Below are 13,475 nucleotides of genomic sequence, written 5' to 3' on the forward strand. Positions count from 1 at the left end.
GTTATGGCAAAATATGTAATCACTTTAGGTTTTATACTGGTAATTACCGGTGCCCTAAAAGCACAAACTGTTGTGAGTACCGCTTACAGAAACAACCCCTTTATGGGGATGGTATTTGGCACCACTTATAAAGATACCGTAACTGTGAATGCCACCTATCTGGGTGAGGCAGGCAAGGCAAGTTCCGATAATCTCGTCACGCTATCTCAAATTGGAAAGTTACATGGTTTAAATATCAGCAAGCTGCAAAGATCAATAGCATTCCATATCGCTGGTTTCCCACAAAGATTTTATATGCCTTACCGGGCGGAGAATGCCCCGGCAATAGCCGCCGCCAAACCAAACACATTTTTAAAACTTAAATGCATCGTTTACCGGTTTTTTACTATCGATGGCACCACCAATTTCTTTTATATCGATAAAGTAGTTAGGTAGGGAGTGGCCGGGTAATCATCGGGTGGGTTAAAGATCGGCTTGGTTTGTAAGGGTTTGATGAGGAGCTTTATGGCATGCGGGGTTGGCTACGCATTATTATCCAGCCAGCTTTGCAAAGAAATCCCACAAAACAATTCCTGCGGATACTACAATGTTGAACGAGTGCTTTGTTCCAAACTGCGGGATCTCAATGCAGGTATCTATTAGCTCCATCGCTTCATCACTTACGCCGTTTACTTCATTGCCGAAAATGAGCGCGTATTTTTCATCGGGAGATGGGGTGAACTCATTGAGCATAGTGCTGTTTTCGGCTTGCTCGATGGCGATTATTTTGTAGCCGTTGTCGCGAAGTTTGGCTATGGCATCCAAAGTGCTGGCAAAATATTCCCAGTTAACCGATTGGGTGGCACCCAGCGCCGTTTTTTCAATCTCCCGGTGGGGGGGCTGCGCAGTAATTCCACAGAGATAAACTGCGTCGGCTGCAAAGCCATCAGAAGTGCGAAAGATGGAACCAATGTTGTGCATACTACGCACATTATCCAGCACCACCACTACCGGCAATTTATCCTGTTCCTTAAAATCCTCGATAGAGGCACGGTTGAGTTCGTCGAGCTTTAGTTTGCGCATGCAGGTGTATAATTTCTGCAAATATACACCTGCAAACCATTAAAGGGCAAAATTGCTGTATTTTAGGAAACCAGCTCCAATGATGGATCCGTGCTGAAGTTGATATCCCCGGTCAAAACGCCCACGCCATCTCCGATTAAAGAACTGTATACTGCCGGAGCGTATCCTATTTCTTTCGTATAATATTCTGTTACCGCTTCACTAAAATGATCATACTGATCTGCTTTAACCAGTGCTATGGCGCATCCTCCAAAGCCTGCACCGGTCATGCGGGCACCGGCAACGTAAGGCTGGGTTTTGCAAAAATCTACAACAGCATCCAGTTCCTTACCACTTACTTCGTAAAGCGTTCTTAATGATTGATGCGAAGCGTACATCAACTGACCGAATTCGGGGAGGTTATGTGAACTCAATGCTTTCGCAGCGAGTTTCACCCGGTCGTTTTCTTCGATAACATGGGTTGCCCGGTTGCGTACCACTTCATCTGTTATCAGGTGCTTGTAGCTGTTGAAAGTAGCCGAGTCGATATCGCACAGGTAGTTGATATCCAATGCTGTCTGCAAAGCCTTTAGGGCAGCCTGGCATTCGGTCACCCGCTCATTATATTTAGATTCGGCTAGTTTACGGGATTTGTTGGTGTTGATGATAGCCAGTACGTATTCGCCCAGCGAACTATCTACCGCCTGGTAATCCAGTGTATCACAGTTAAGCATCAGGGCTTTGTCCTTTTCGCCGAACGCTACAGCAAACTGATCCATAATACCGCTTTGCAGGCCGATATAAGTATTCTCCACCCACTTAGCCAGCTTTACCATTTCCAGTTTGGAATAGCCCGCGCCAAAAATATCGTTAAATGCGAAAGCTGAAACTACTTCGATAGATGCAGAAGATGATAGGCCCGATGCGATAGGGATATTGCCATAGTACAAAATATCCAAACCTTGCAAGGTTTTGCCATCCATTTTAAAGTGCTCTAATACACCTACCGGATAATTGTACCAAAACTCCTCTATCTTAACATTATTTGTATCAATGTTAATCGCTGCCTCCTCCTTAAAATTGAGGCTTTTAAATCTAAAAATGTTATCATCGTTTGGCGCCGCCAGCATGTAAGTACCCAGGGTTATCGCACATGGCATTACCAGGCCTCCGTTGTAATCGATATGCTCCCCAATAAGATTAACTCTTCCGGGTGCAAAATAAATTTTTGATGGTTCTTTGCTGTACAGCTTCGCAAACTCCTGCTGCAGTTTCTCGTTCATGATAGAATATTTCGCTTATAATTGGTTTTAATGTCAAACATACAGTTATTCTTTGGAAATAACCTTAATGTTGGAATATATTTTGTAAGCACAACATTACAACCGTATACTTGTTGCAAAAGAAACCAATTAGATATGAAACAATACCTGGTAACCGGTTACGATTATACGGACGATGGCGCTTTAGACCGCCGCATGGGCGTAAGGCCGCATCATTTAGACGGGGCAGTAGCTTTAAAGGCAAGCGGCAATTACATTTTAGGCGGAGCCGTATTGAACGATGATGGCAAAATGATAGGATCTGTAATGGTGCTGCAATTTGAAACCGACGAGGAACTGGAAGCCTGGCAAAAAAACGAACCTTACGTTACCCAGAAAATTTGGGAAACGGTGGATGTAAAACCGTTTAAAGTAGCGCAGGTAAGCTAGGCACTAGCTTTGCGAAAGCATTTGCAGCGCAAGGAGCGATTAGGTTGAGCAGGTGCTTAACGCAAAATTTGTAACATCAGCTAGTCAGTGTCCGGGCGGTAACCTGTAAAACTCCAATACCCCTGGACAGATCTTTCGTAGCGGACTGTATATTCCAGCCCATTCGTGCGAATGTTAAAAGAGAGTGAATTTTGGCCGGCATCATTTGGGATAAACTGTTCCAAAATGCTGTCGGCTATAAATTGAATAATTTCCCCTTCTTCCGGCTCCTGAGGAGTGGGGGCGAGTGAGGTGGTGCCGGCTTTATAATCGGCGAAAGTTTCATAGCTGTGCTTTCCCCCTATAATGTCGTCTTCGTAGGCGCGCGCAGCGTTAAATGCCGCTTCTTCGCCTTCCAAACGGTATTCTTCCATAGCTTTTAGCAAACCGTCTGCACTTATTTCGGGCATCCCATCTTCTCCCTGTGAGTAGTAGCTATTAAGTATTTCTTCCCTGGTTTTCATCACTAGCAAAAATACACTGTATATTTACAACCGGGCCATTTAAAAACCAATTATAACGCCTGATGACTTTTGTAAAATGCAGATTACTCCTGGTGGTATGGCTATGCAATTGCATTTGCTTTGTTGCCTATGGTCAAAAGCCTGTTATAATTCCAAAACAAGATCCTGTCCTGCCGCTGAACAGCCAGGGCTTTTATAAAATTGTCCCGCAGGATGTTGCCACCTATCTTAACAATACAGATTCTCCCACAGTTGTAAAAGTTATACCTGAAGCCGTTGATTGCAGCACATTGGGGAAGCAACAACTACAGATAAAGGCACTTACCAATGGTGGCGAAACCGGTCCGCCACCGCAATTTAACGTTGGTTTCCCCGGTGCCATTAGCGGGCTCGCTTACGATTTGAAAGGTAATTTATACGTAATTGAACTACGAAGTTATTCCGTGCGGAAAATAACGCCCGAGGGTGACGTAACGATCTTAGCCGGTGCGGGAGAAAGGGGAGGAAGTGATGGCCCCGGTGATAAAGCCCGGTTTGGAACTTTATTTGGCATTGTTTGCGATGATGCCGGCAATGTGTATGTATCCGATCAGGATAATCATTCTATCAGGAAAATAACACCCGACGGTATGGTATCCACTTTTGCCGGGACTGGCTTCGAGGGGGCGGTTAATGGCACGGGCAATAAGGCTTCATTTGGTTCGCCCTACGGCTTGGATATTGATGCAGCAGGCAATATTTACGTGGCTGATTTTGGTAATAAAATGATCAGGAAAATAACGCCAGCCGCAGTGGTAAGTACAATAGCTGCAACAGCTGTTTACACCTATGATGTAGCGGCAGGCCCAGACGGTTATATTTACTGGGGGTCGCAAAGCGGCTCAACCAGTGATCATTATGTTGCCGGTATTTACAGGATAAAAGAAGGTGGCAGTGTAGAACTATATGCAGGTGCCAGTGAGTATATGCCAATAGACGGGCCACGATTGCAAGCCCGTTTTGTTGGTGTGTTTGGGTTGCATTTTGGTGCAGGAGGTAATTTGTTTGCTACCGATTATAACAGCATCCGGCGGATAAGCCCTGATGGAGTGGTTAGTACATTTGTGCAATCGATTAAGAATCCTGCATTTCTTGCAGTTGACCTCTGCGGAAATTTAGCAGTAGCCAATGAGGAAACAATAACCAGGCTAACCATGGGTGCCCAGACATCCATCATTGCTTCGGGTAATTTCCCAAAACTAACCGGAAAAGTGCAGGCAAGCATCTGCCAGTTTGCAGAAGCTACCATACCGGTAACTGTTCAAAGTAAGCCAGCCCTGCCAGATATGGCTGATAAAAACGTTTCGGGCTGTGCTGCCCTGGCTGATTATACGTTGAATTTGTCGGCAACGGATAATTGCCCGGGAACAAGCATAACCTATCGCCAGTCGCCAGCGGCCGGTACCCCGTTTTCCGGTGCGGCCACGTTAGATGTTACCATTACGGCTACAGATGCCACCGGTGGTACCGATAGTAAAACGTTTAAGGTTACCAATACCGGCTTAGCTTCCGGCAATCCAACGGTATCTGTCGAAGCCGCCAATAATCCGATATGTTCCGGCGAGCCAGCAAACTTCCATGCAACCGTTGCGAATGCTGGTTCCGGACTGGTTTATCAATGGCAGGTAAACGGCATTAATGCAGGGGCTAACAGTCCTGATTTTGCAAGTATTACGCTGGTAGACGGCGATTGGGTTAATTGTTTAGTTACAACGGCTAACGACTGTGGAGTTCCGAACGGGGCGGGGGGGGTTACGGTAACCATTAAGCCAAAACCCGTTGTTACTGTTAGCACCACGGAACAGATCGTGGCCGGGAGCAGCGTGGTGCTTAAACCAACCGTTACCGGTGATGTTATTTCGTACCTATGGGAACCCGCCACCGGGTTAGATGATGCTGCTTCGCAGTTCCCGGTAGCCTCCCCGGCAACCACAACCACCTATAAACTTACCGTATTCTCTGCCGAAGGTTGCAATGAACACGCCGGGGTAACCGTAACTGTTGTAAATGATTTGGTTATCCCCAATACCTTTACACCAAATGCAGATGGCGTTAATGATCTGTGGATAATCCAACATCTTAACGCCCTCTCCAACTGTACGGTACAGGTGTATAATCGTCACGGTAATATCGTTTACAATTCCATAGGTTATGCCCTCGCCTGGAACGGTACGCTTAACGGGAAGGCCTTGCCGGCGGGAGTTTATTATTACCTTATCGATTTGAAAGATGGAAGCGGGCCATTAAGCGGTAGCGTTACGATCATCCGTTAATGCGATTATAAAAAAAGGATGCAGTTTTGGCCGCATCCTTAAATTAGATTCTTAATCGAATTATCCTACCGGTGGTGAAATGCCGTCCAATTCATCGATGTCTTCCGCATCCAACACCACGCTGGCTGTTTTCATATTCTCTTCCAGATGCGCAACACTGGATGTGCCCGGAATTAATAAAATATTAGATGAGTGGTTCAGCAACCAGCTTAAAGCCACCTGGTGAACTGTAGCACTGTGTTTGTCGGCCACCTTTTGCAGTTTTGCCTGGCCGGATACGTTACCCGCACTTAATGGATACCAGGGAATAAATGCAATATGCTGCTCCTGGCAATATTCCAGCACACCTTCCCACTTTCGGTTGTCTACGCTATACATATTCTGTACCGATACCACTTCGAAATAATCCTGCGCTTTTTTGATGTCATCAATACCTACTTCAGATAAGCCAATGTGCCTGATTTTGCCATCCTGCTGTGCCTGCTTCAAAAATTCAAAGGTCTTTTCTGCCGGAACATTCGGGTCTATGCGGTGCAGTTGATAAAGGTCTATCTGGTCGAGCTTTAAGCGTTTGAGGCTGCCGTCCAATGCCTCTTTTAAATGGGCGGGACTAGCATCTACGGGCCATTGATCCGGCCCGGTGCGCAGTAATCCACCTTTTGTGCCAATGATCAGATCTGCCGGGTACGGATACAGAGCTTCGGCTATCAGTTCTTCAGAAATATTAGGGCCATAACTATCAGCCGTATCTATAAAGGTTACGCCCAATTCCACGGCGCGTTTTAAAACCCGGATAGCTTGATCGTGATCTTTTGGTGGTCCCCAGATGCCTTTACCTGTGATGCGCATGGCTCCGTACCCAATGCGGTTAACGATAAGGTCGCCGCCTATGTTAAATGTTTTTGTTGTTTCGTTGCTCATGATATTATATTGTTGATATTCAGTTAGGAGATAACAGCGGGGTGTTGGCATTGTTCGGCAGTAGCGGCGCAAAAACTGTAAGATGACAAGGTGCTGAGGTATGGAGTATTTTATCAACCGATGAGCAGGTGCATAATGCATGGTGTTTTCGCCGTTATTGGTGTTTTCACCAACAACCCGCCATGCTTTCCGCCGTTGTTGGTGTTTTCACCAACAACCCGCCATGCTTGTCAGCGAGCGCTAATCTCCTTCATGATGTTTGAGAAATCCAAAAGCATCAATACCCGTTTCATAAAACCTTGCAGACGAATACTCATAATCCTCCGGAAATTCAGCTAAATGCCATTTTGGTTGCAAAGGGTTTCGATGTATATAATCTAGTTTTTGTATGAAAACCTGTGGTGTCCATAGATCGATGCTTAGCGGATTTCGTTTCCAGAATTGATATTGCCTGTCTCTGGAGTTTACCTCAAATGACGATAGCCGCGGATCCTTTGTCTCTAAGAGTCTGAATTTCATTAGCTGTGCCGTAAATTTCATAAACCTTAGTTGTATAGATTTTTGGGTATGCCCATCCTGCAACTGCCAAATTAAATGAATATGGTTAGGCATGATAACGAAGCCATAAACGACAATAATTTTTTCATCCGATAGAAATTGAAGGCTCTTTATGATTATATCTTTAAATGTGTCTTCCCGCAATAGCGGCATCCAGTCTAATATGGTAGCGGTAAAGAATTGTGGATGATTATCGAAGTTTAGGTGGGTCATCAAGGCTAATATCGGGAGTGTATTTTGAAATTGCAAACTGTTGGTAACCTTGCATGAGGGATTCATGTTGTTGACCGTCCTAAAGGCTGTTGGTGAAAACACCAACAGCGGCGGGAACGGCAGAAAAACACCATCGCGGCGGTAGCCTTGCATGAGGCCGGCATGTTGTTGACCGTCCTAAGGGCTGTTGGTAATAATGCCATCAGCGGCGGGAAATAATGCATGGCGTTTAATAGATCCTTCCTTCGTCAGGATGACAAGGTGCTGAGGTATGAAGCATTTTGCCGTTGTTGGTGTTTTCACTAACAACCCGCCATGCTTGTCGGCGAGCGCCATCTCCGTCACGATTTCTTCAATAGCCGCAGAAAAACACCATCGCGGCGGTAGCCTTGCACGAGGCCTGCATGTTGTTGGCCGTCCTAAGGGCTGTTGGTGAAAACACCAACAGCGGCGCGAAAAAATGCATGGCGTTTAATAGATCCTTCCTTCGTCAGGATGACAAGGTGCTGAGGTATGGAGCATTTCGCCGTTGTTGGTGTTTTCACCAACGACCCGCCATGCTTGTCAGCGAGCGGCATCTCCGTCATGATTTCTTCAACAGCCGCAGAAAAACACCATCGCGGCGGTAGCCTTGCATGAGTCCGGCATGTTGTTGACCGTCCTAAGGGCTGTTGGTAATAATGCCATCAGCGGCGGGAAATAATGCATGGCGTTTAATAGATCCTTCCTTCGTCAGGATGACAAGGTGCTGAGGTATGGAGCATTTCGCCGTTGTTGGTGTTTTCACCAACAACCCGCATGCTTGTCGGCGAGCGCCAATCACCTTCATGATGTGTTCAACAGCCGCAGAAAAACACTATTGCGGCGGTAGCCTTTCATAAGCCTGCATGTTGTTGACCGTCCTAAAGGCTGTTGGTGAAAACACCAACAGCGGCGGCAAAAACACCAACAGCGGCGGAAAATAATGCATGGCGTTTAATAGATCCTTCCTTCGTCAGGATGACAAGGTGCTGAGGTATGGAGCATTTCGCCGTTGTTGGTGTTTTCACCAACAACCCGCCATGCTTGTCAGCGAGCGCCATCTCCGTCATGATTTCTTCAATAGCCGCAGAAAAACACCATCGCGGCGGCAACCTTGCACGAGGCCTGCATGTTGTTGACCGTCCTAAAGGCTGTTGGTGAAAACACCAACAGCGGCGGGAAATAATGCATGGCGTTTAATAGATCCTTCCTTCGTCAGGATGACAAGGTGCTGAGGTATGAAGCATTTCGCCGTTGTTGGTGTTTTCACCAACAACTCGCCATGCTTGTCGGCGAGCGGCATCTCCGTCATGATTTCTTCAATAGCCGCAGAAAAACACCATCGCGGTGGTAGCCTTGCATGACGCCTGCATGTTGTTGACTGTCCTAAAGGCTGTTGGTGAACTAACCAACAGCGGCGGCAAACGTAATGCATGGCGTTTAGTAGATCCTTCCTTCGTCAGGATGACAAAGAGGGTAGGGTGACTAACGTGCCAGCACGCTAACAAGCCCAAATAGTAAGCGACAAACCTAATACTCTTGCTCCCAGCTTGCTCTTTCCAGCAGGAGGGCTTCATCTTGCGGGCTTAGCATTTCATCTTTCATTATTATTTTTTGTAGGGGAAAAGTGCGCGGCCAGTCAATGTTTTGATAGTCCTTGTTGCGTACCTCGCCGAGGCAAACAGCTTTGCCGTTGGGTAGCTTCATGAAGCGGGGAATGGGGTCATAGCGTTCCCGTCTTTTTTGTTCTTGCTCCACTTCCGTTAAGGTACGGTAAAGCGATTCTATCGGTATATCATCAAACTCGGTGCTTTTTCCTTTGGGCCAGGTTTCAGCGGGCCATTGATCAAATGCACCCGGCTCGTTAATTTTCGGGTTAATGCCGCTGAGATGCAAAAGCTTATTTACCGTACTGGGGCTGATGCGCATTTGGAGTGCGATTTGCCGCTGGGTTTGGCCCTGCCTGCTTAAATCTGCAACCTCATTAGCCATGCGGGAACGTTCCTGTTCGCCGGGGCGGCGCAGGTGCTGCCTTTCTGCCTCCTGCCCCTGAAACTCAAATTGCAGGATGCCGCCAATGCGAACGGAGTGCATCAGCACAACGTTTTGATCGTTGTAAATGATGGGCCCGCCGCTGCGTTTGATTTGTTTAAGATAGCGAAAGCCCTCTTTGGTATGGCTTTCGCCGATGGCAAAGGCACTATCAACCAGGTTGAGCAACCCATTATTTCCCTGCAGATCGGCACGGGTAACCGGGTTATAGGTATTGCGGCGTGGTGTTTGTACCAGTACCAGGATACTGATTTTACGGCTGATCTTTAGCAAACGCAGCATGCGCATCAGCGCGAAAGTGCTTGCTGGTTTGTCGGTGCCTAAACACATATTCCCCAGATTATTGATGATGATCACCGTGGCACCGGTAGCATCCAGCGCCAGCTCGATATTGTCAAAGATCTCCTCGTCGTAATGCTCTGACTTGTAAGGGACATCGATACAGGGGTCGAATTCTGCCCGGTGAAGGTGTTCACTAAAGGCATACATTTGTCCCTCTGGAGAGGTATAACGCGCTGCAAACTGTGCGGAATTTAGTTTGCAATCTATATAAAGCACGGTTTGCCCGGATGGGGCAGTAGCAAAATGAGCAATTGGTTCGGCCTTGCTGATGCTATCGGCCAGCTGCACGGCCAGCTGGCTTTTGCCCAGGTTGCAATCGGAAAATAGAACGCATAATTCATGTTGCTGCCAAAACTCACCGAATAGACTATAAGGCATAGGTTTACCAAATTCCTGTTTTACCCAGGAACCGGCGGGCTGAATGGTGAAGAAATTCATTTTTTGAGCTGAAAATTGATTGGTGGTGAAAACTATAAGGCGAAAGGTGGCTGCGGATGCGGCATTCGCCCGGGATACCTACAAATATCGGTGGTTTGTAAGATAATAATGGTGACAGTGTTTTGTCAGTCGAGGCGTCTTTTTAACCCTGTTATAGCGGGCATTATAATGCAGGCCTAACAAATATTTAAGCAGTTGTCATGGTAAGCCTGTCGAACCATCTTCGGGAGTTGCGCGTCATTTAAGTCTTCGCCAAGCTCAAACTAACATGATGATGGATTGTCTTTTGCAAATATCAACTTTTAAATTAAGTTAAAGCGAATTGACAGACAGTAGCGCATGCTGCGTATTGCAGTAGCTGCATGCTTTATGCTCATCAAAAACTCCCCCTTCAGGGGGCTGGGGGGCTCGCCGCGCGGTCTGTTCGGGCATGTTCGGGCCGTTTACGCATGGTTAGCGTTGTTTATTCTCCGGCCCGAACATGATTTGCAGATACGGCAATAGGGATTGAAGTGGATACCGGCCAATAGCGGGCAAGGCCTGCAGGCGTATGAACGTAAAGCCCGGGCCGAAGGCATTGCTATAGTACAGTGACACCAGCCACCCTTATTTTACTGTATACTTATATACATAACGGCCCAGGTTGCCCTCGGCATCCATTCCTTCAATAATTGCCCGGTAGGTGCCGCGGCCGTCAGCATTGTAAAAGTCTACAAAGGTAGCGCCCGTAGTTTTATCAGTAGTTACTTTGGGGCTCCAGTAAATGGTGCTGCGCAAATCGCCGCCTAAAGTGCCGGGCTTAGCTACATCATATTTTGGTGAGTAAAACTCGCGGGCTACCGCATAGCCCTGTGGTACAATGGTTAAAATACTCGGGGGGGGAATAAGTTCCTGCAGTTCGGCCAAACTTACTTTAGTGCCTTTTTCCTTCTTTTTCAAATTGATCTCTACAATGCCCGATGTGCCATAAAGATCATCTATACCGGTAAAGCCCGGTGTTTTAAATACTTCGATAGATTCTACTTCGGTAGGTACAACGCTGTTCAGGTACAGCACATCCACCGGCATGCCGTTTACAAAGATCTGCATTGGTTTTTTGTTGCTGCTGTTATAGCTTTTTACCAGGTAAAGCTTATCTTCTGACAGGGTAGCGCCTAAGATGTAACTTTGCAGGCACAAGAATAAGTTATTACAGCCCTTAAGTGTAGCCCCCGATATCATTTGATCGGCTTGCATGGGTAAGCCTGTAAATACTGAAAAATCGCTGTGGGTGTTTTTGGGTTTGATGAAGGTTGACTTTACTACTACTTCCTTTAAAATATGAAGGTTATCATATTGCTTTTTGCTATTGGTAAGAAAGGTTTTGAAGGTGCTATCAATATTGGTTACCTCGTCATAGGCCTGGTTATTTTTAGACGGATTCTGGTATGTTTCGGGGTTGGCGGTAACCGTTAAATTTTTGCTGTTAACATTACTGCGCGCATTGAGTACCACTTTGGATGAGTCGGGAAAGCTTAGTTTGGAGAACTTGTAGTTACCTACCATATCAGTAACGGTTTCGGCATAAAAGTTCCTGGCCGGAATCTGCAGGCGTACATTACCTTTCGAAATGCTCATACCTGTGTTATTACGCAACACGCCGGAGATCTCCAGTCCGTTCTGCTCCGGGAAAACGGCTATCCGCGGAACTTTATCGGCGATAATGTTTCGGTAAGAAATGCGGCGGTAGCCTTGTGTCAGCATCAAAATATCCAGGTTATCGGCGGCTGTGGCGTCCTTGCTAACGAAATAGTAGTTTGGCTTTTCGATATAACCTTTTAAATCCGATGTGAGCAGCGTATAAGAGAGGATAGTGGTTTCGGAGTTCTCATCAAAAGGCACTTTGGCATCATCCAAAACGGATACCGAAAATGTACCGGCAACCGGCAGTGCTTTATTTTTTGCTGTAATGTTTAGCCGTACCCTGGCCCTGGTAAGATAAGATTTGGCAGCGGAAGTAAGCGTTAAATTAAGGGCATCGTTATGCTGTATAAAAACCACCCGCTCGCTTAAGGCAACACCGCGGTCTGTTAGTAAAGTTAATTGTACAATACCTGTGGGGAATTTGCTTTTAGGAATGCTGGCCGTATAAACCGGGGCTTGCAATGTGGTTTGGCCTGCAAAATATACTGCTCCCCCGCTCTGGGCAATAATGTAATATGACTTACCCTGGTTGGCATCGAAGTAAGTATTGTTGGCGGAGATCTTAACACCCAGGTTTTCGGCTTCGTTATTGAATGCCGCAATGCTGATACCCGATCCGCGCATGCGGGGCAGGTCGTAAGCTGCCGTGGTACCGTCTGCAAAGGTGATGTTGGCTCTGTAGCTTTTACCATCTTCGGGTATTAACGCAAAAACACCCATGCCTAAATGCTGCGAAGCAAGGTTGGCTACCACAGCGCCGGTATTATCGGTGACGGTTCCTTTAACATCTATCCCGAGGCCGTTATTATTGAGGGCCTTAAAAGCTATTTTGGAGCGTACGCCGATGATGAGTTCGCCGCCCTCGGGGAAGAACTGCACATCTTTACCTGTAGATGCGGAGCGTAAAGAAAATGTGCTGGTAACCGATTTACGGTTGCCAACATCTATCACCGTAACGAGGGAGCCTGTTTTGAGCGTAGCCGGGTTGCCGCTGAATTCGATATTTAACCTGCCGCCGGCATCGGTATTGCCTTTGCCCTTGCTTACCTCGTCGCCGTTGACCAGCACGCTCCAGCTTACCTTTTTATTGGCAAGCAACGGACCGGTAGATTCTTTATATGCTACAGATGCACTGAACTTTGTGCCGCCTGCGGCTGTTGAGGTTGAAAAGGATATATTGGTATTAACGGTATTGTCAACCGCATTGCCAATTACCAGGTTCTTATTAAAAAAGTATTCTGTTTCGTAATTGCGCATGTAGGCGGTATAGGCACGCAGGTGGTAGTTACCCTGCCTGAAATCGGCCGGGGTAAGTGCTAGCTGCCCATTAGCCACTCCGTTAACCACGGGCAGTTTGATATACCTTACAATCGAATCCTGCTCATTAGCCACATCAACATACAATATCGAACTCAGGACGGTGGGAGCATGCTGATCAATGGTTACGTAAGCCTTGAACCATGCAGTGTCGCCAGCTGCGTAATAGGGTTTATCCATGTGCAGATAAACCTTTTCGAAGGGGTAGGAGCCGATGAGCTTTGACGTCTTGGCAACAATTGTATTCAAACTAATCGTATCTTTCTGAGCAAAAGCCGAAGCGAATATGGAGAGGAAGAGTATAAACAGAAGAGGTTTTTTATAATTCATTTCGATATAAAAATGTAGCCGGGCTAAGATAA

Annotated in this window: 11 protein-coding genes; 3 read left to right on the top strand and 8 right to left on the bottom strand. The window is 46.7% G+C overall.

Features of this window, described 5'->3' with window-relative positions:
• The first annotated feature begins 3 nt into the window (after positions 1 to 3).
• The gene (locus tag A0256_12430; GenBank protein AMR32170.1) at positions 4 to 435 is read left to right on the top strand and encodes a hypothetical protein; all 432 of its coding nucleotides are present in this window, start codon (positions 4 to 6) and stop codon (positions 433 to 435) included.
• Between the two features lie 96 nt (positions 436 to 531).
• Here A0256_12430 and A0256_12435 read toward each other — a convergent pair whose 3' ends face one another.
• The gene (locus A0256_12435; GenBank protein AMR32171.1) at positions 532 to 1,062 is read right to left on the bottom strand and encodes an RNA methyltransferase; all 531 of its coding nucleotides are present in this window, start codon (positions 1,060 to 1,062) and stop codon (positions 532 to 534) included.
• Between the two features lie 62 nt (positions 1,063 to 1,124).
• Positions 1,125 to 2,324 carry a galactokinase gene (locus A0256_12440; GenBank protein ID AMR32172.1) on the bottom strand — a complete coding sequence of 400 codons (1,200 nt, stop codon included), beginning with the start codon at positions 2,322 to 2,324 and terminating at the stop codon, positions 1,125 to 1,127.
• Between the two features lie 135 nt (positions 2,325 to 2,459).
• On the opposite strand from A0256_12440, the gene A0256_12445 reads away from it, so the two are divergent.
• Positions 2,460 to 2,753 carry a hypothetical protein gene (locus A0256_12445; GenBank protein AMR32173.1) on the top strand — a complete coding sequence of 98 codons (294 nt, stop codon included), beginning with the start codon at positions 2,460 to 2,462 and terminating at the stop codon, positions 2,751 to 2,753.
• Between the two features lie 80 nt (positions 2,754 to 2,833).
• Here A0256_12445 and A0256_12450 read toward each other — a convergent pair whose 3' ends face one another.
• Positions 2,834 to 3,256 (bottom strand): hypothetical protein, encoded by a 423-nt coding sequence (locus A0256_12450; protein ID AMR32174.1) that lies wholly within the window; start codon positions 3,254 to 3,256, stop codon positions 2,834 to 2,836.
• A 62-nt stretch (positions 3,257 to 3,318) separates the two neighbouring features.
• Here A0256_12450 and A0256_12455 point away from each other — a divergent pair, with 62 nt between their 5' ends.
• On the top strand, positions 3,319 to 5,568 hold the full coding sequence (locus tag A0256_12455) for a hypothetical protein (protein ID AMR32175.1): 2,250 nt from the start codon (positions 3,319 to 3,321) through the stop codon (positions 5,566 to 5,568).
• Positions 5,569 to 5,628: 60 nt separating this feature from the next.
• On the opposite strand, the gene A0256_12460 is transcribed toward A0256_12455, so the two are convergent.
• The 5 genes from A0256_12460 to A0256_12480 all read right to left on the bottom strand — a co-directional run bounded on the left by A0256_12460 (position 5,629) and on the right by A0256_12480 (position 13,443).
• Complete coding sequence (locus A0256_12460) at positions 5,629 to 6,489, bottom strand: oxidoreductase (GenBank protein AMR34531.1); 861 nt, start codon at positions 6,487 to 6,489, stop codon at positions 5,629 to 5,631.
• A gap of 240 nt (positions 6,490 to 6,729) precedes the next feature.
• Positions 6,730 to 7,260, bottom strand: coding sequence for a transposase (locus A0256_12465; protein AMR32176.1), 531 nt, complete (start codon positions 7,258 to 7,260; stop codon positions 6,730 to 6,732).
• 902 nt (positions 7,261 to 8,162) lie between these two features.
• Complete coding sequence (locus A0256_12470) at positions 8,163 to 8,351, bottom strand: hypothetical protein (protein ID AMR32177.1); 189 nt, start codon at positions 8,349 to 8,351, stop codon at positions 8,163 to 8,165.
• 460 nt (positions 8,352 to 8,811) lie between these two features.
• Positions 8,812 to 10,113 carry a hypothetical protein gene (locus A0256_12475; protein AMR32178.1) on the bottom strand — a complete coding sequence of 434 codons (1,302 nt, stop codon included), beginning with the start codon at positions 10,111 to 10,113 and terminating at the stop codon, positions 8,812 to 8,814.
• Between the two features lie 606 nt (positions 10,114 to 10,719).
• Positions 10,720 to 13,443: a hypothetical protein gene (locus A0256_12480; GenBank protein AMR32179.1), complete on the bottom strand. Its 2,724-nt coding sequence runs from the start codon at positions 13,441 to 13,443 to the stop codon at positions 10,720 to 10,722.
• Positions 13,444 to 13,475: the final 32 nt, after the last annotated feature.

The organism is Mucilaginibacter sp. PAMC 26640 (assembly GCA_001596135.1).
Classification (GTDB): domain Bacteria; phylum Bacteroidota; class Bacteroidia; order Sphingobacteriales; family Sphingobacteriaceae; genus Mucilaginibacter.

Bases quoted from the DNA above. Each gene is read 5' to 3' on its own strand.
- A0256_12440 (AMR32172.1), bottom strand. From the start codon at position 2,324: ATGAACGAGAAACTGCAGCAGGAGTTTGCGAAGCTGTACAGCAAAGAA.
- A0256_12465 (AMR32176.1), bottom strand. From the start codon at position 7,260: ATGACCCACCTAAACTTCGATAATCATCCACAATTCTTTACCGCTACC.
- A0256_12430 (AMR32170.1), top strand. From the start codon at position 4: ATGGCAAAATATGTAATCACTTTAGGTTTTATACTGGTAATTACCGGT.
- A0256_12445 (AMR32173.1), top strand. From the start codon at position 2,460: ATGAAACAATACCTGGTAACCGGTTACGATTATACGGACGATGGCGCT.
- A0256_12435 (AMR32171.1), bottom strand. From the start codon at position 1,062: ATGCGCAAACTAAAGCTCGACGAACTCAACCGTGCCTCTATCGAGGAT.
- A0256_12455 (AMR32175.1), top strand. From the start codon at position 3,319: ATGACTTTTGTAAAATGCAGATTACTCCTGGTGGTATGGCTATGCAAT.
- A0256_12475 (AMR32178.1), bottom strand. From the start codon at position 10,113: ATGAATTTCTTCACCATTCAGCCCGCCGGTTCCTGGGTAAAACAGGAA.
- A0256_12450 (AMR32174.1), bottom strand. From the start codon at position 3,256: ATGAAAACCAGGGAAGAAATACTTAATAGCTACTACTCACAGGGAGAA.
- A0256_12470 (AMR32177.1), bottom strand. From the start codon at position 8,351: ATGACGGAGATGGCGCTCGCTGACAAGCATGGCGGGTTGTTGGTGAAA.
- A0256_12460 (AMR34531.1), bottom strand. From the start codon at position 6,489: ATGAGCAACGAAACAACAAAAACATTTAACATAGGCGGCGACCTTATC.
- A0256_12480 (AMR32179.1), bottom strand. From the start codon at position 13,443: ATGAATTATAAAAAACCTCTTCTGTTTATACTCTTCCTCTCCATATTC.